Origin of the sequence: Marisediminitalea aggregata, assembly GCF_900129565.1 — a bacterium.
GTDB lineage: Bacteria > Pseudomonadota > Gammaproteobacteria > Enterobacterales > Alteromonadaceae > Alteromonas > Alteromonas aggregata.
The window spans coordinates 187,899-206,436 of sequence record NZ_FQWD01000005.1 but is presented as its reverse complement, the minus strand read 5'-3'; the positions used below and the strand labels follow the sequence as shown (position 1 = coordinate 206,436).

Annotated in this window: 15 protein-coding genes; 10 read left to right on the top strand and 5 right to left on the bottom strand. The window is 43.3% G+C overall.

Translation table 11 applies throughout. The features are described 5' to 3' along the window. Window positions 1-10 precede the first annotated feature (10 nt). The 9 genes from BUB81_RS15110 to BUB81_RS15070 all read left to right on the top strand — a co-directional run bounded on the left by BUB81_RS15110 (window position 11) and on the right by BUB81_RS15070 (window position 11,190). A complete protein-coding gene (locus BUB81_RS15110) occupies window positions 11-682 on the top strand; it encodes a glycosyltransferase family 29 protein (RefSeq protein WP_139241601.1) in 672 nt (223 codons plus the stop codon). Window positions 683-730: 48 nt separating this feature from the next. Next, window positions 731-1,753, top strand: a complete 1,023-nt coding sequence (locus tag BUB81_RS15105; RefSeq protein WP_073324174.1) for a glycosyltransferase family 9 protein — start codon at window positions 731-733, stop codon at window positions 1,751-1,753. 387 nt (window positions 1,754-2,140) lie between these two features. Continuing rightward, on the top strand, window positions 2,141-3,013 hold the full coding sequence (locus BUB81_RS15100; protein WP_073324173.1) for a phosphatase PAP2 family protein: 873 nt from the start codon (window positions 2,141-2,143) through the stop codon (window positions 3,011-3,013). Further along, entirely contained in the window at window positions 2,991-4,577 is a 1,587-nt protein-coding gene (locus tag BUB81_RS15095) for a sulfatase-like hydrolase/transferase (RefSeq protein ID WP_342742633.1), read from the top strand. The genes BUB81_RS15100 and BUB81_RS15095 overlap by 23 nt, the downstream gene beginning before the upstream one ends. A 93-nt stretch (window positions 4,578-4,670) precedes the next feature. Beyond that, window positions 4,671-6,281 carry a BamA/TamA family outer membrane protein gene (locus BUB81_RS15090; RefSeq protein WP_073324172.1) on the top strand — a complete coding sequence of 537 codons (1,611 nt, stop codon included), beginning with the start codon at window positions 4,671-4,673 and terminating at the stop codon, window positions 6,279-6,281. Between the two features lie 9 nt (window positions 6,282-6,290). Then, on the top strand, window positions 6,291-7,967 hold the full coding sequence (locus BUB81_RS15085) for a phosphoethanolamine transferase (RefSeq protein ID WP_073324171.1): 1,677 nt from the start codon (window positions 6,291-6,293) through the stop codon (window positions 7,965-7,967). A gap of 3 nt (window positions 7,968-7,970) precedes the next feature. Next, window positions 7,971-8,336, top strand: coding sequence for a diacylglycerol kinase (locus tag BUB81_RS15080; RefSeq protein ID WP_073324170.1), 366 nt, complete (start codon window positions 7,971-7,973; stop codon window positions 8,334-8,336). Between the two features lie 32 nt (window positions 8,337-8,368). Then, on the top strand, window positions 8,369-9,127 hold the full coding sequence (locus BUB81_RS15075; protein ID WP_073324436.1) for a COG4705 family protein: 759 nt from the start codon (window positions 8,369-8,371) through the stop codon (window positions 9,125-9,127). Window positions 9,128-9,210: 83 nt separating this feature from the next. Further along, window positions 9,211-11,190: an LTA synthase family protein gene (locus tag BUB81_RS15070; RefSeq protein ID WP_084526619.1), complete on the top strand. Its 1,980-nt coding sequence runs from the start codon at window positions 9,211-9,213 to the stop codon at window positions 11,188-11,190. A gap of 60 nt (window positions 11,191-11,250) precedes the next feature. On the opposite strand, the gene BUB81_RS15065 is transcribed toward BUB81_RS15070, so the two are convergent. From BUB81_RS15065 to recG, 5 genes are all read right to left on the bottom strand, one after another. Next, window positions 11,251-12,432, bottom strand: a complete 1,182-nt coding sequence (locus BUB81_RS15065) for a BaiN/RdsA family NAD(P)/FAD-dependent oxidoreductase (RefSeq protein ID WP_073324169.1) — start codon at window positions 12,430-12,432, stop codon at window positions 11,251-11,253. 62 nt (window positions 12,433-12,494) lie between these two features. Then, a complete protein-coding gene (locus tag BUB81_RS15060; RefSeq protein ID WP_073324168.1) occupies window positions 12,495-14,093 on the bottom strand; it encodes a carboxylesterase/lipase family protein in 1,599 nt (532 codons plus the stop codon). 233 nt (window positions 14,094-14,326) lie between these two features. Beyond that, a complete protein-coding gene (locus tag BUB81_RS15055; protein ID WP_073324167.1) occupies window positions 14,327-14,800 on the bottom strand; it encodes a peroxiredoxin in 474 nt (157 codons plus the stop codon). Between the two features lie 81 nt (window positions 14,801-14,881). Next, on the bottom strand, window positions 14,882-15,646 hold the full coding sequence (locus BUB81_RS15050; RefSeq protein WP_073324434.1) for a class I SAM-dependent methyltransferase: 765 nt from the start codon (window positions 15,644-15,646) through the stop codon (window positions 14,882-14,884). Then, window positions 15,639-17,720, bottom strand: coding sequence for an ATP-dependent DNA helicase RecG (gene recG / locus BUB81_RS15045; RefSeq protein WP_073324166.1), 2,082 nt, complete (start codon window positions 17,718-17,720; stop codon window positions 15,639-15,641). Before recG ends, BUB81_RS15050 begins: the two co-directional genes overlap by 8 nt. 225 nt (window positions 17,721-17,945) lie before the next feature. Between recG and BUB81_RS15040 the strand changes: the two genes are divergently transcribed. Further along, window positions 17,946-18,524 carry a hypothetical protein gene (locus tag BUB81_RS15040; protein ID WP_073324165.1) on the top strand — a complete coding sequence of 193 codons (579 nt, stop codon included), beginning with the start codon at window positions 17,946-17,948 and terminating at the stop codon, window positions 18,522-18,524. Window positions 18,525-18,538: the final 14 nt, after the last annotated feature.

Genomic DNA, 18,538 nt, shown 5'->3' with positions numbered 1-18,538 from the left:
ATTAAAAAGAGTGAAGGATTCAAATTACGACTTTCTTTCCAGGCATTACAGCCTCTTTAACATGCTCGATAAAGTCAGATTCTATAAAGCTATCTGGTCAAACAACGATGAATTATTGAATGCCAAGCTTGAAGATACGTTTCTGACACTGGCGGATGCAGTGAAAAATAAACACATTGCAGTTGTCGGAAATGCCAGGTCGTTATGCACTACAAGTTACGGTCGCGCAATAGATTCCAAGGACATAGTTATAAGAATCAACAGAGCTCCTATGTTTTCTGAGTTCAGCCATGGTACGAAAACTGATTGGTTAGCTCTCGCCACGACTATTGAAAAAAGGCATTTTGAAAGTCTGTCAACCAAAAAGTTGATTTGGATGTCGCACAAACGAAAGCGTTTGAAACAATGGATGATGGAAAAACCTCTTTATCTATTTCCTCAAGAACTATATGCGGAAATAAAGCAAAGCATAGGCGCACCTCCATCAACAGGATTGATGATGTTGTACTGGCTATCCAAGACTTCGTTTGCAAGTTTAAACATCTATGGCTTCGATTTCTTTAAATCTCTGTCTTTAACTGGTAGCAGAACAGAGGACCAGGTACCTCACGATTTTAAGGCTGAGCAGGATTGGTTTAATTCGATAAAGAATTCCAGAAATAACATATACTTTTATAATTAATATTTTTTTGATGCCTTAAAACATCGACTAAAGAGGCCAGTCATCACCATGAAAATCTGCTTTTTCAGACTGTCTGCTATTGGCGATTGCGTACTGGCAACACCTGCTTTAAACGCAATCACTAAACATTTTCCCGATGCTGAGATTACATGGGTAACTACCGAAGCCATTGCCACGTTATTATCCGGAATGCCTAACACTAAATTTATGGCTATCAAAAAGCCAACGTCATTCCGGGATTACTTTAGATTAAAAAAACTATTTGAAGATAAGCAGTTCGACATACTTCTAGCCGCACAAGCAAGCTTTAGGGCAAACTTGGTTTATCCATTTATAAAAGCGGAAAGAAAAATCGGTTTCGACGCTATTCGCTCAAAGGATTTTCATAGCTGGTTTATTAACGAATCCATTAGCTACGACAATGAACACTTGGCCGAGGGCTTCATGAAGTTTGCTACTCATATTGGGGTCAATGATAAAAAATTCAGATGGTTCATTGGTAAACTGAAATCAAAAAGTACACCTTCAGAAGGAAATCCGCAGCGAACCATAGTGTTAAACGTTGCTGCAAGTAAAAAAGAGCGCTCGTGGGCTGCCGTAAACTACGCAAAATTGGTGAACAAAATCGAGCAGTTTTATGATGGTCGAATATTGCTGGTAGGTGGAAATACTGATTTTGACAGGGAGCAAGAAAGAACCATCAAATCTCTGGTCAATCAATCAAACTGTCAAAGCCTTGTAGGAAAAACATCACTATTGGAATTGGTTGATATTTTGAAAAACTGCGATGCACTCATCAGCCCGGACAGTGGGCCCGTTCATATAGCAACAGCGCTGGATATTCCTGTTGTAGGTTTATACGCGGTAGCCAGGCCGGAACTGTCAGGCCCATTTGCATCTTTGCAATACACTGTGGATAAATACCCTGAAGCAGTTCGCTTGTTTTTAGGCAAAAATGTTAAAGAAGCAAAATGGCATGAAAGAGTTCACGATCCTAGGGCGATGGATCTAATAAGCGTAGAGGAAGTAGCTCAAGCTACGCTGAGAGCACTTAAAATCCAACAACAATAGAATAATTCAATTCAAATAACATTACGTTACTCTAACGCTTTCTATTATTGCGTTCTGCCTGCTTCAAATCATCTGACTTTTAGCACATCAACTCCCCTATCAAAAGAAAGAGGATCTAATAACCAATTGATTTTACGATCACTTTTTCTAACATCCTTCAGTGTTAGTCTCAAGAAATCCGGAATGCTTGCTAAAAGTCAGACAGGAAAATGCATCTACTTCCATCTGCTATCGAGATACTCCATGACATATAAGTTAACAACTCTAGCATCAAACCGTTTCTTAGCAACTACATACGTTAAAAGGGTCAATTCGAAGTTTAAGTTTCTACTAAGCGAAACTTAAGTTTAGGTTTGTAGCATGAGTCACCAATACTGAGGTGATTCTATGTCCACAAAATTAATTATTGATCAAACGTATCCGAAATCTACCCTTCCACTCTGGAAGCTCATTAGTTTCATATGTTTAGTTACTATTTCAATGATAAGTATGGCAATGGATAAGGACATCTACTTAGCCGACCAAAAAGATATCTTTTTAATTACTAATAAGGCTCTACAAACTATTCCAAATATAGTCTGGCTCAATATAACCTACTTGGGCGATGCTCTGATTCTAATCCCACTAATTTCGTTTGTTAGCATTATAAATACAAGAATATGGGCTGCCATGTTTGGAGCTATTCCATTGGCCTTTTCGCTTAGTCATTTAGGAAAGAACTTCTTTGCGATACCTAGGCCCGCTGCCGTTCTAGACAGTCAGCAATTTCATATCATCGGTGAGAGACTAACCGCGTTTACGAGCTTCCCATCCGGCCATACTATAACTATTTTTGCTGCTGCATCTGCGATCCTATTTGTCGTATTGGCAAAAAGAAAAAATAGCCCTAATGCTCAAATCAGATCTTTTGGAATTATCTTGATACTAGCTGTTGCGACAATAGTTGGAATTTCCAGAGTAGCGGTTGGAGCTCACTGGCCCGCGGACGTAGTTTTCGGTGCGGTACTTGGCGTAATTTCCGGAATGAGTGGAGAGTACCTGTCAAGGCGCTATATTAAATGGTGGAGCTGGATGAATGATTACCCAGTTTACCTGAGTGTTTTTATTTTTATGTTCAGCTTTATCTTAATTGTTTGCTCAGTCAATGGCTTAGTGCATTCACTATTTGTAACTTGGTTAGCGATCGCGGTCGGTGCTACTACCGGCACTTACATCACACTAAAATCAATTCTCCTAAATGAAAATAGAAACCCATTATAAATTGCTAACAATGAAAGCAAGTAGTTTCACTATCTGGGCGAGCGTTTTAATGACGTTCGCTTTTAACGTTATGCTACTTAAGTATGTGATACTAAACACGGATATCAGTAGTGCTAGTGGTATTGGAGTATTACTATCAATAATAGTAATCACGTTTATTATCACATTCACATCGTTTTCTTTTCTAGCACTGATTTCACCCGTAATACTAAAAACATTTTTAATAGTTGTAACAATACTGAATTCTGCAGCAATCCATTTCATGGGTAATTATCAAGTCGTACTAGATAGGACTATGATTGGGAATATACTCAATACACAAAAATCTGAATCAATTGAGTTAATTTCGAAAGATTTAGTATTTACGATACTCATACTTGGTTTAGGGGTATCCTGTATTGTTTTAATATTTAAAATCAGCAGGATCGATAGAAGGGTAATAATACGCAATATGTTTATTGCTTTTACATCTTCAGTCATATTTTTGTATGCTAACGCAAGTAGTTGGTTGTGGATTGATAAGCATGCAAGTGTGTTAGGTGGAAAAATATTGCCATGGTCATACATAATTAATACAGCACGACATTTTTCTTCTATTAATAAAACAACTAATGGACAGAAGCCTTTGGCAAATGGCCATTTCCTGGATAACAATAAAACGGTGGTTGTATTAGTTATCGGTGAAACAGCCAGGTCAGCAAATTTCTCATTATATGGGTACTCCAAATTAACCAACCCAAAATTAGAGAAAGAATCTAACTTATTGATTTTGAAAAACACAAAATCTTGCACCACTTATACAACGGGATCTCTAAAGTGTATATTGTCTCCCAATGAAGCGTCTGTAAATGAAGAATCATTACCAACTTATTTAACAAGACACGGTGTAGATGTGCAATGGCGAACAAATAATTGGGGAGAGCCGCCAATAAAAGTGAGCAAATATATTAATGCAAATGAGCTTAGTTCGGATTGCGAAGGTAAAGGCTGCAAGCTTGACGAGGTCCTTCTAACAAATTTAATAGATGCAATTCGCTCATCTGAGAAACAGAAGGTATTTGTTATTTTACATACAAAGGGAAGCCATGGACCGAGCTATTACTCTCGATACACGCAGGATTTTAACCAATTCACACCGGTTTGTCGCGATGAAGAGATTAGTAAATGCAGTCCAGAAGAACTAATTAATGCTTATGACAATACACTGCTTTATGCAGATCATTTCCTATCAACACTTATCGGAGAATTAAAAAGTCTGAGTGATGCATCTACAGCAATGATTTATATATCTGACCATGGTGAATCACTTGGAGAATATGGTCTGTATCTTCATGGTACCCCCTATGCATTTGCACCCGACTATCAAAAAGACATTCCATTTTTGTTATGGGCTTCCGATGCGTTTTTAGCCTACAAACAGATTAATATAAGTGATATTTCTCAAGCACCTGAACATTCGCAGTTTAATATATTTCACACGGTAATGGGGGCATTCGGTCTCTCCGCTCCAATTTATGACCGCGAAAGAGATATTCTGCAAAATGCTCCCAGCGAAAATGAATGAGTTCAGACTAACTTGAGCTCAATATCAGTTTTAGCTAAGAGAATCTTAAGTTTACATAAATAGAATAAGGCCATTCTCAGATGAGGTGGCTGCATGAAGACGCACTTTATATTTAGCATATTTGTTTTTTATTCAATTTTCACATCAAATAAAGCAATTGCGTCAGCCAATACTAGTGAAAGTTGCGATCAGAAAGATAATTTAGCGTTAGTAATAAATGATATTTTTGACTTAGACGATCCCAACACTCTATTCCTGCATCGTTGGGCAAATTTTTTTCATATCAAAACGAAAGAAAAAACAATATACAACGAAGTCGCTTTTTTCATCAAAAAATGTGATGTAAGTCAGGACGACATTGAGGAACTTGAACGCCACTTAAGAAACAAGAAATATATTCGGGACGCTAGAGTCACACGTTTAATTAACTCAGGCAAGATATCTGTAGAGACCTGGGATAACTGGTCACTTATGCCCACTGTTGATTTTGGTCGTAAAGGAGGGGTGAATAAATATGCTATCGGCATAAAGGACAGAAACTTCCTAGGATTAGGCATAGATGCTGAGCTTGAATCCTTTACCAATGATCAACGAAGTGGCTATCAGTTCAAGTTAAACTTTCCTTTATTTCTTAAAAACAATATTAACGTAAGTGCAAAGTTTACTAGCAGCAATGATGGTACTTCGGAATCGGTTTTTTTTCAGAAGGACTTTGTAAGCTTCGATACACCCAACGCATTTAGCATTGGATTCGATAACTTTAGCCAAATCGACACTCAATATAAACTCGGTGAAATTTATAATCAGTTCAACCATCGTAAGGTATATTCGACAGCTACTTGGAAATGGCTTGATAGTGACACTGATGAAGCAACCTTAAGGTTTGGAATTGGCTTTACCAATGAACGACATGAATTTTCGCAAATAGATGAATCGCAAAACCCTTTTCCAATTTCGTTAGTACCTTCTAACAGGGATTTTTCATATCCTTCCTTAAATATCGAATATTTAAAAAAAGAGTTCAGGAAGCTCACAAATCTCTATCTAATTAATCAAATTGAAGACTTCAATCTAGGTTGGAATTTTAGTGCCCAAATTGGTTCTGATATTGGTAACAACCAAGCCTCTCCAACAATACTTTGGCGCTCTTACCTTTCTAAAGGAATAGAATTTTTTGATGACTCTTTCTGGTTTATGACCGCAAATTTTGAAGGAGAAATATACAGTAACTCGATTATTCCAACCAGAGCAGTGTTAAGTCTTACAAATGAGTACTTTCACAAAATTAGTGATAGCTGGGGCGGTTATTTCAAAAACAACAGTCAATTCAGTCAAAATCAGTTTCAAGATTACCCTATCGTATTAGGCGGTGAATCGGGTCTACGGGGATACCCTTTACAGTATCGACATGGAGACCATAGCACGCAGTTTACTGCCGAAGCTCGATATTACCCTCATATCAATATCTATAAGCTCGTAGAGTTAGGCGGTGCGATCTTTGTCGATTCAGGCAGAGTTTTCAGCAGTTCAGACCCCACTACCCATCAAGATTCCTGGATGACTTCAGTAGGCATCGGCGCGCGTTTTTATTCGAATCAAACTAGTGAAGCGCGTGTAATACATGTGGATATCATCAAACCAGTTACGTCCGTTCCGGGCGTCAATGGCATCGAATTTCGCATAAGTTCTAAGCATTCATTTTAAGGTTGAATAATGAATAAGACTTTCGATTTTATAAAAACGTACACTCTCTCAACTAATCAACTTATTGTTATTACCTGCGTATATATAGTATTTGTACTGAACGCTCCATTTTTATTTAAAGCTTTTTCAGCGATACTTTCGCTTAGCGAATACAACCCCTTTTTTTTGTTATCGGTCCCGATATTTATTCTTTCTCTAGCTATCTTTATTCAATGCTTCTTTGCCTGGAGGTGGATAACCAAGCCAATATTAATTTTACTGGTAATAATGTCTTCGCTAGTCTTCTATAGCACCGTTAATTACGGCGTTATTTTTGATTATGGAATGATACAAAACACAGTTGAAACAGATAGTGCTGAAGCGTTTTCATATATAAATCTAACTGCTTTATTATTCTTAGCAACTTTCGGTATTATTCCAGCAATACTGATCGCCAAAGTCAAACTGACTTATTCGACATTTTGGGGAGAGCTTATAACTAGAATTAAATTGATGATTGCAAGCTTGGCGTTCACTTTATTGATAGCAATCTTCTTCTATTCTAGTTATGCATCCATCGGCAGAAATAATCGAGATTTAATTGGTTACTTAATACCTTATGCGTTAATTGATTCGACGATTAAGTTCGCAAACAATAATTATATCCACCCACCTTTAAAATTTAGAATGTTAGACATTTCACCAACAGTCTACGATGAAAGTGATACTAAAAATATTACTGTAGTGGTGCTTGGTGAAACAGCTCGGTCTCAAAATTTTTCTTTAAATGGTTATGAAGTTCCTACTAACTACTTGACGAGTAAATTGGGCGTAGTGTCATTCAAGAATGTTACGTCTTGCGGAACTTCTACGGCAGTATCTGTGCCATGTATGTTTTCCAGATTGGACAAAGAAAACTATGAGAAGCGAGTCGCTATCGCCCAGCAAAATGCAATTGATTTAATTCACCTGGCAGGGGCCGATGTATTTTGGATTAGCAACAACAGTGGCGGTTGTAAAGGAGTTTGCTCTCGAGTTGCGAGCCATCAGATTTCTACAGACAGTAATAACCCTTTATGTGATGGTGACTACTGTTTTGATGAAGTTTTATTTGATGCTTTACGAGAAAGACTCTATTCACTATCTAGCGACAATACATTGATTGTATTACACATGATTGGTTCTCATGGGCCAACTTATTATCGGCGCTATCCAAAGGATAAAAGAATATTTACGCCAGACTGTCAACGCAGTGACATTCAAAATTGTAGCTCAGTAGAACTGTTAAATACTTACAATAACACTATTGCATACACCGACTTTGTCTTATCAAAGATCATCACGGAACTTGCTTCATATAGCGATAAAACTAAGAGCAGGGCATCAATGATCTATATATCCGACCACGGTGAGTCGTTAGGCGAAGGTGGAGTCTATTTACATGGCTTGCCTTATGCTTTTGCACCATCAGAACAGACACAAGTGCCATTTGTTTATTGGGCGGATCAAGAGCATCAACAGGCTAAATTGGATTGTTTGAATAACATCAGCACAGAACCCATGTCACACGACAACCTCTTTGATATTTTACTATCAGAAATGAAAGTAGATTCAGTTACTTACAGCAACTCCAATAATCCGTTTAGCAAATGCAATATTGAAAACTCAACACCTAACTCTGTAACAATAGTACAAGGAGAAATATAGCCTGTGTTTGATAGTCAAAATAAACCTCAAGGCCTTAAACGAATTTATCTCGCAACTTTAAATTCTAATAGAGCGCTAAGATGGCTCATAAAAAATGAAGCAGCATTTAGACAAGAGGCTCTACTACTTATAGTTTCGGTTGCCGTTTCATTTTTTTTCAATGTTTCATTAAAAGAGCAGTTAGTACTCATCATTGCCATCCTGTTTATTATTTTCACAGAAATCTTAAATACTGCAATAGAAGTGGTAGTTGATCGTATCGGCCTTGAAATACACCCGTTATCAGGTCTGGCAAAAGATTTAGGATCTGCTGCTGTGTTGATAAGCATAGCAATCGCTTTATGTACCTGGGCGATTATTCTCATTTGATGTCACGCGTAATAACTCCAGCTGAATACAACATGATGAAAGAAATTAATATATCTCTAGTAAAAGTTCCTCAAGTCACAATTGGTTTTTGGGTTATAAAAATACTGGCTACAACGATGGGTGAAACCGGCGGCGATGCAGTAACAATGTCTATGAGTTTGGGCTATGCATTAGGGACTGTTATTTTTATGTCCATTTTTATAGCTGCGGTAATGATGCAAACAAAGGCATTAAAGTTTAGCCCTTTCATCTATTGGTTTGCCATAATCGCTTCAACGACGGTAGGTACAACACTTGCTGATTTTGCCGACAGATCGCTTGGCGTGGGATATTTAGGGGGGGCCGCTCTATTAGCTACTTTATTGATTATCACATTAATTATTTGGTATCGAACACTTGGGAATATTGAGGTAGCCTCAGTTGACAACCCAAAAGCCGAGTCATTTTATTGGCTAACTATTATGTTTTCACAAACTCTGGGAACCGCACTGGGTGATTGGACAGCTGATTCCGCAGGTCTAGGTTATATTGGAGCTTCTTATATTTTCAGTTTGGGTTTATGTGCTGTATTAGCTCTCTATTTATTCAGCCAAATATCAAGAACGCTATTATTTTGGGTAGCCTTCGTCTTAACCCGACCATTAGGAGCTGTTGTAGGAGACTTCTTGGACAAGCCAGTCGCTCAAGGCGGACTTGAACTAAGTAGATACTCCGCAACAGCCGTACTGTTATTTGTAATAGTAATTCTTGTCATGTTTTTACCTCAAAGGCCCGCAAAAAAGCTCCATTAGAGGTCAACTGTCAGTTTTTTTTCAGCAAACCTTAAGCTTGGCTCAATAGGATAAGCATCGTTTTAATATTCAGTCTATTAGCGATGCTTACCGCAATTTACGCCCTTATTCGGCCCATTATTTTATTTTCAATTTCAACTTTAGCTTTCCTAACCATTACGCGTATCGGTCTCGCGTTTTGGCAGCTAGATAGGTTTGCCGATACGGAAAGCTTTATAAGGCTTGTCTGGAGTGGATTTCGGATTGATCTAAGTAGCATTGCATACTTGTCCGCAATCCCTGCACTTTTTCAGCCTTTTTTATCAAGGACGCGGTTTTATAGTTATTGGTCATCACTACTGAAACTCTGGTTTTTTGCATGCTATTTGACAATTTTATTTTTCGAGTTGGCGACACCAGCATTTATCAACGAATACGGTTTCAGGCCAAACAGGCTATTTATTGAATATTTATCTTACCCGGATGAAGTGACGAAGTTGTTGATTAATGGTCACTTGGTAACACTCATCACCGTGTTTGCGTTGTTGCTGATATCTGGTGCAAAATTGTGGGGTGTTAGTAATTCCTTTGTATCTGAGAAAGAAAACAATATTGACATTGGACTTGGAAGCAGACTGGCCGCATTTTCAATACTTATTGTTGTAGTTTTTTCTTCTGCAAGAGGCACTTTCGGGCATAGGCCAATCAATCCTGCATTAGTGTACTTTTCAACAGACCCACTAGTTAATTCCCTCACATTAAATTCAACTTACAGTGTTGCTTATGCGCTTAATCAATTCGGTGATGAAAAAAATGCAGCAAAGTTATACGGCAAGATGGAGGATGACCAAGTTATTGAGCTAGTTCGGCAAGAATCGAAACAACATCCGGACAGCTTTAAAAGCGACAACCACCCTACTTTGAGTAAGCGTACTCCAAGCTTTATTGGACAACCCAAAAACTTGGTAATAATCCTTGAAGAAAGCTTAGGTGCTCAATATGTCTCATCTCTCGGAGGATTAGATCTGACACCTGAATTTGATAAACTAAATCAAGAAGGCTGGGCTTTTCAACGATTGTACGCAACGGGTACTCGTTCGGTTAGGGGTATCGAAGCTGTAATCACAGGATTTACCCCAACACCATCTAGAGCAGTTGTAAAGTTAGATAAATCTCAAAAGGACTTTTTTACCATTGCATCTTTACTCAGTAAGAATGGTTTCGAAACCCAATTCATTTATGGCGGAGAAAGTCATTTTGACAATATGAAAAGCTTCTTTCTGGGAAACGGCTTTAATGACATTGTTGATTTTAATGATATCAAAAACCCACAATTTGTAGCCTCATGGGGCGTAAGTGATGAAGATTTGTTTAACCAAGCTAACATTGAATTGACGAAACTTCATAACGAAGGCAAACCGTTCTTCAGTTTTATATTTACGTCAAGTAACCATGATCCCTTTGAAATTCCAGACGGAATCGTTACCCCTATCCATTATACAGATCAGCAACTTAATCAGTATGACAATAAAGAATTAATGCGTCATAGAGCCATTCAATACGCTGATTATGCTCTGGGACAATTTATTTCAAAAGCAAAGATTCAACCATATTGGGAGAATACGATATTCCTCGTAGTAGCAGATCATGATGCCAGAGCAATGGGAAAAGATCTTGTTCCCATAAACAATTTCCATATTCCTGGTGTAATTCTGAATTCAGGCAAGGATGCCATCTTAGACCAACGAATTGTTAGTCAAATTGATTTGGCCCCCACACTTTTATCTTTAATAGGCATAGAAAACTTCTCACCTATGTTGGGACAAGATCTAACAAATCCAAAAGCTTCTAACAGAGCAATGATGCAGTATGCAGAGAACTTCGCTTACCTGGTTAACGATGAAGTTACAATCCTTCAGCCAAGTAAACCGCCTCTGAACTTTAAATATGACTATAAACTCAACAAGCTGTTCCCTGTAGACGTTAATCGTGACCTGGCAGATATTGCCTTAGCGCATGTCTTATGGGGGAGTTTGGCATATGAAAACCACTGGTACTCTATTCCCACAGACAAAACAAAATGAAACATGCAATCAATCTATTGAGCATTTTCCATTCGCTATAACTGTCAGACTCAAAGTTAATCATACATACTGCGCAGCGGCCCAGCCGCTGCTCCAGGCCCACTGGAAGTTGTAACCGCCGAGCCAGCCGGTTACGTCTACGACTTCGCCGATAAAGAATAATTGTTCTACTTTCTTACTCATCATGGTTTTAGACGATAACTCGTCGGTATCCACGCCACCCAGTGTCACCTCAGCGGTGCGGTAACCTTCTGTCCCATTTGGCTTTATTTGCCAGTCGGTGAGTTTGTCGACGATATTGTCGATGTCTCTGGTATTGAGTTGTTTTAGTGGTTTGTTATCCCAGCCATGTAATTCACACAGCGTGCTGGCCACGCGTTTCGGGTAGTGTTTTGCCAACCAGGTCGTTAATAAAGAATCAGGGTTCTTTAATTGTGATTCAGTGAGATCCTCACTCACGTCCAGGCTAGGCGCAGCATTCAAATGCAAGGTATCGCCCGGCTGCCAAAAGCTGGATATCTGCAGCATGGCAGGGCCACTCAACCCCCTATGGGTAAATAAGGTAGCCTCTTTAAAGGTGGTGTCGTTGCAGCTGGCGTAGGTATCTATAGCGATGCCGCTTAACTGGGCGAGCAGTGTTTTCTCCTGCTCGTGCAGGGTAAAAGGCACCAATCCGGCACGAGTGGGCAACACGTTTAAACCAAACTGTTCAGCAATTTGATAGCCAAATGGCGTTGCGCCCAGCTTGGGTAAACTCAGGCCGCCTGTTGCGATTACCAGCGACTCACACTGGTAATCACCTTGTGACGTGGCTAGCGCAAATCCCTCATCGGTTTTTGTGACGCCGCCAATTTCGCATCGCGTGGTAATGGTTACCCCAGATTTGCTGCATTCTTTCATCAGCATATCTACGATGTCCGACGCGGAGTTGTCGCAGAACAGCTGGCCTAAAGTCTTTTCGTGATAGGGAATGCCGTATTCGGCCACCAGTCCAATGAAGTCCCACTGGGTATAGCGGCTCAACGCAGACTTACAGAAATGCGGGTTTTCGCACAGATAGTTTTCGGCACTGGCGTACATGTTGGTGAAGTTACAGCGACCGCCGCCAGACATCAGAATTTTACGGCCAATCTTTTTGGCGTGATCCAGTACCAGTACCTTCCGGCCCCGTTTACCCGCCTCTGCCGCACAGAATAAGCCTGCTGCACCGGCGCCAATCACTACCACGTCGAACTGTTTCACTACACGCTCCTCTTTCAAGGAGCGTAGTATAAGTCAGTTCAGGTAAATTAGGTATGCCTCCGCTATCGGCTTGCTGCCTTAGCCACCACATCCAGACGCGCTTTCCATGGGTCGACAGCATGACTGCCCTCACCGGCCCGATTGAAGTCCATCATATTAGACACGGCCGGGTCAAACGCTTCCCAGGTTGCGAGCCCTTCGCCATTCGGGTTACCGGTTTTGGCGAAGTTTGCTACGTACTGATGGATCATAGCCGACGTCTCGGCGTCTTTTGGCGTTAACGCAGCGCCGTATTTCGCATCCACCGTTTTGAAGAAAAACGGAATATCCGATGCATGTGCCGCACCGGGTTCGTTACTCAGTGAGTCCGCCACATACCCAAACCGGTAATAGTAGGCTTGCTGGCCTGATTGGGTCATTTGTGTTGCGACAAATCTTGCCGGTTCCTGCATCATCCGATCCTGACCGGCCATGTAGCCCACTAGCTGCAGCGGTGCATCACCGGTTGGATCGTAAGCGGCTTCTGCGGCCTCAGCAAACTCGCCGTAAGAAGCAAACAAACTGGCTTTGTCGGGGAACGCGTTAAAGCCAATGTCCATGCTGGTTGCGCCAACCATGACATCAACGTCGGCTACCGTGTCATTCTCCAGAGCAGACTGAATGCTACCGGTGATCAGCTCACCGTCCTGCACCGGCCCGCCTACATAGGTGGTCTTGCCGCCTGCCGGCGGTGCAAACATGGTTGCCAGGTTATAACCGTCAACCACACTCTCACCACTTAACTCCCGCAGCGCTGCCAGTGCCTCAGCACCTGATGCACTAATACCCTTAGCTTCAGCAAAGTTCTCACCAATAGCCTCAGCCGATTGCTCTCCCGATTCTGCTTTACTGAGCACTCTGCGCTGGGTAAGCGAGCGACCGCCGCCCGACATAATAACGGCGCGTTGAAACAGCCCATTGGCCGGTGCGGTTTGCATCATGGTTAGAACAGAATCCCCACCAGCTGACTCACCAATAATCGTGACTTGCGACGGGTCACCGCCAAAAGCAGCAATGTTGTTTTTCACCCAGTGCAGTGCGGTCACCTGGTCCATCACCGCAAAATTAGCCGTCGGCTCATTGTTCGCTTTCGCTTCTTCGGTGAGTGCAGGGTGCGCAAAGAAGCCAAAACGTCCCAAACGGTAATTAAAGCTCACAAAAATGACGCCGCTCTCGGCGAAGTGCTCGCCATTGTAAACTGCTGGTGACGCGCCGCCATTCACATAACCACCGCCGTAAAACCACACTAAGACCGGCGTATTTTCATTGGCATCAGCGGGTTTCCAAACGTTAACGTAGAGACAGTCTTCTGCGGGTGTTTTGCCTAATGGCGCGGCGTCGCTGGGAAACGGAAGCTGCATGCAGTCATTGCCATAGTCGTTGGCTTCTAGTACACCTTCCCAGGGCTGCACAGCCTGAGGGGCCCGCCAACGCAAGTCACCAACCGGCGGCGCTGCAAACGGAATGCCTTTGAATGCGATAACGTTATTGTTTTTTACGCCTTGTACGACACCGCCCGTTACGGCTACCTGGGTGGGATCGGTGCTTTCGCCACACCCCGTTAGAGACAGTGCCATGACACACCCCAACACGAGTTTTCGCCCTGATACCTTAAGCTTCATACTGATTCCTTTTTTATGGCAACGTTTTTTATTTGTTATGTGAGTTAACTTTTTAAACTGACACAATTTTGCGCAAAACGGAATACACAAAACGCTTAAGATAAATTGCAATTTAGCGGCACGGCGCTAATCAGGTAGAGCGTTGCCTGTTTAAAGCAAGCACAGGAATTGGAAATGGTGAAACAGGAAGGGAATGCTAAGAAGACAGATGCCTTCTTAGCAACAGCAGACTATTACAGGTTTTTCAGCATGGTTTCGGCATCGCTCACTTCAAAGCGGCCTGGATCTTCTACGAAAATCTTAACGACTTCGCCATCTTCCACCAGCATAGAGTAACGAACAGAACGGGTACCACCAAAATCACTGGTGTTCATGTCCATGCCAATACTTTTGGTAAAGAACCCGTTGCCATCAGCCAGCATCATAATTTCTTCTGCGTTCGAGGCTTTACCCCAGGCATCCATTACGTAGGCGTCATTCACGCTCAGGCACACAATAGTGTCCACGCCTTTGGCTTTAATTTTATCGGCCAATGCAACGTAGCCAGGCAGATGCGCCTGTGAACAAGTTGGTGTAAATGCACCCGGAACGGCAAACACAACAACGCGTTTATCGCCAAAAATTTCGTTAGTGCGCGGATCGGTCATTTTGCCATCTTTGATATAGCCAAACGATACTTCAGGTAAGGTACTACCAACTTCTAACATGCTCGTCTCCCAAGTGTAAAAGTGTATAACGCGGCGCGTTCTTAACCGCTTTAGATTGTTTTAAGTACTATAACAGCATAGTTAAACATTGATATATACATCAAATCGATGTTTTTTGCTGCTGATTGCCATGGAAGGTTTAGTTTGCGCCAAAAACGGCGCACTGTTCGGGCGCTTAACAACAACGCGTTTTAAAGCAATAGCTTGCGCTGCGGGTAACAATGCATCGGCATCAACATCCGGGCCCAGCAAAGCCTGAAAAACACGCATTTCTTTTTTTACCAAGGCGGACTTTTTCTTATGCGGAAACATGGGGTCCAGATAAACGGCTTCCACGCTACCAGCCGGCTGAGTTTGCATGTACTCAGCACTATTAGCGTGCACCAGACTAAAACGGGATGCTAATTCGGGCTCTTGCATTGCCAGCCTGCGCAAACCATCTGCCAGCAGTGCATACACCACCGGTGAGCGCTCAACCATGGTGACATTAGCGCCCAGTGCTGCTAATACAAATGCATCGCGACCTAGCCCCGGCGTGGCATCCACAACCGACATCTGGTTGCCTTGTTTTAATCCAATGGCTTTTGCGATGGGCTCTTTGTTGCCTCCGCCATGGGCCCGTCGGTACTGACTCTGGCCGGATAAAAAGTCTACTTTCACGCCCTGACTTTTCGCGTCGCTGGCGTCGTTTAACACCAGGCAGTCGTCCACAATGTGCAACTGTAAAATTGCGTCGCTTTCCGCGGCTATTGCCAGGCCAGCTTGCTGTGCAATATCAAGCACGGCTTGTTGAGCGGCGGTGGGCGCAGTTTGATTGTCGAAAATAACGGGCACCGAATCAGGCATGACCATATTGCTCCTTGTGACCAATCCAGCGGTTAATGATGGCCTGAGCATGGGATGGATACTCCTGCCAGAGCTTTACTGCTATATGCTGTACCTGTGGAATAAGCTGAGCGTCGCGCACTAAGTCGGCAATTTTAAGTTCAGCCATACCGGTCTGGCGGGTGCCCATCAACTCGCCTGGCCCTCGAATTTCTAAGTCCCGCTGAGCGATGTAAAAGCCGTCATTAGATTCGCGTAGCACCGCCAAACGCTTGGTCGCGGTTTTCGACAGCGGGCTTTGATACATCAGCACGCAGTGGCTCTCGACAGCGCCCCGCCCAACACGGCCGCGCAGCTGGTGTAGCTGGGCTAACCCGAGGCGTTCAGGGTTTTCGATGATCATAAGGCTGGCATTGGGCACGTCCACACCAACTTCAATTACCGTGGTGGCTACCAGCAAATCCAGTTCACCGGCTTTAAACGCATCCATTACCGCCAGTTTTTCAGCGGCTTTTAAACGGCCATGAACCAACCCCACATTTAAGTCGGGCAGGGCGGTTTTGAGTATTACTGCTGTGTCTTCTGCTGCCTGACACTGCAGCACTTCGGATTCGTCAATCAACGTACACACCCAATACGCCTGACGGCCCTGCTCACCACAGGCTTCGCGCACCCGTTCAATTACATCACCACGCCGGGTATCGGGCAGAGCCACGGTTTTAACCGGCGTACGGCCCGGCGGTAATTCATCAATCACCGAGGTGTCCAAGTCAGCGTAGGCAGTCATAGCCAGTGTGCGGGGGATGGGGGTGGCGGTCATAATTAGCTGATGCGGGAAGCGCCCCTGGGCCTCGCCTTTTTCACGCAGCGCCAGTCGCTGATGCACACCAAAACGGTGTTGCTCATCAACAATCACCAGCGCTAGTTGACTGTAAGTTACCTGCTCCTGAAAAATCGCATGGGTTCCCACCAGCATTTGAATGGTGCCATTAGCCAGGTTTTCCAATACCTGCTCACGGGCCTTGCCTTTTAGCTTGCCGGCCAGCCAGCCTACCTGAATCCCTAATGGCTCCAGCCACTGGCTGAAGTTATTGGCATGTTGCTCTGCCAACAGCTCCGTTGGCGCCATCAACGCAACCTGATAACCCGCCCCAATCGCTGATAACGCAGCCAGTGCAGCTACCAGGGTTTTACCTGAGCCTACATCGCCCTGCACCAGACGCATCATTGGTCGTGGCTGCCGCATATCCTGCTGAATATCAGCTACCACACGCTGCTGAGCGCCGGTAGGTGAAAATGGCAAATTCCCTAGCAGCTTTTCAATTAAACCGTTGTCTACGTCAATAGCTATACCCGGCTGCGCATCGCTTTGCTGCCTGATTTTTAGCACGCTTAAATGCTGAGCCAGCAGCTCTTCCAGAATTAAACGCATTTGCGCCGGATGTTTACCGTCTTCCAACTGCTCTACGGCTACGCTGGGTGGCGGACGATGAACCAGCTTTAACGCATCAGCCAGACTCACCTGCTGGCTGTACATGCCGTCGGGTAACAAGTCATTCAGCGCGCCTTTATCCAGCATGGCTAATGCCTGTTCGGTTAGGTTGCGCAGGGTAAGTTGTTTGACGCCTTCGGTGGTGGGATACACCGGAGTCAGGGTTTCTTCCAGTTCTTCGGTATCGGCCTCAATGAGTTTGAATTCGGGGTGCATCATTTCCAGCCCCCACTTACCCGTGCGAATTTCACCGAAACAACGCAGTTCATTGCCGGGCGTCATCATATTGCGTTGTAGTGTGCCGAAGTGAAAAAAGCGCAGGGTAATGGTGCCGGTGCCGTCACTGAGTTTCACCACCAGCATGCGCTTTTTACCGTACTGAATATCTGCCGACATGACCTCGCCCAAAATGCTGACGTGGGTAAACGGCCGGCAGTCACCAATGGTGTAGATGCGCGTGCGATCTTCGTAGCGGGATGGCAAATGAAACAGCACATCCTGCACGGTGTTTAAGCCTATTTTCGCGAGTTTTTCTGCGACTTTTGCGCCCACGCCTTTAAGTTGTGTAATAGGTAGCGTGGCAAGCGACTCTTCCGCTCGCATAATAATGAATATTCCTTCCTGTATTTATACACAGCAGTGTAATTCAAGCCTTAGTGCATTGCGAGCCTGAATGCGCGGTTAAGCCGGACTGCGAGAATCAATCACCCTAGTGTCGCCTGCATTGCAACCAACAAGGAGGACATAAAACGTACTAAAGTACCCTTTCGATAACGCTGCAAACACCTATAGTTTTTTAAACGAATAAAAGAACATGTTGTTGTGCTCATGTACCAGATTTCACGATTCACACTAACAGCCTGTATTTGCCTGTTGCTATTGGCTTGTGTAAGTACCGATGACCAACCTACGGGCCCACTTGCCGGTAAAAAAACCATTGTATTGATGGGCAACAAAGGGGAACAGCTGGCCATCGGCACAGTTTTATTTACGCCGACTGATAACAGCGACAGGGTCAGTTACACCATCGATATCGACTACGCGCTTTTTACCGATTACTTTCTGTCGATGAAAGAAATGAAGTGCCTGGAAGGGCCGGAGCTATGGTGTCACCTGCGTTACCCTTATGAGCAACCTCGCACAGTAACAGCAACCGATCTGAGCTGGTTATCGCACGACCTGTTGTTTATGTTCAAGAAGAAGGGCGAGTTCGGCGCGAATTTCTGGAATGGTATTTACTACGAGTTCGACGTGCGCGATGGCGCAATTTACGGCAAGGCTCAGGCGGTTGATTTAAATATGCTTGCTGCACCACCGGATGATTTAGCTACCCCGCCATTTAATGAGTTTGAACGCAGCGAAACCGAGTCAGCCCCGCGATTCCTGCCATTTGTAGAAATTCGTTAGTACCGCCACGCAAA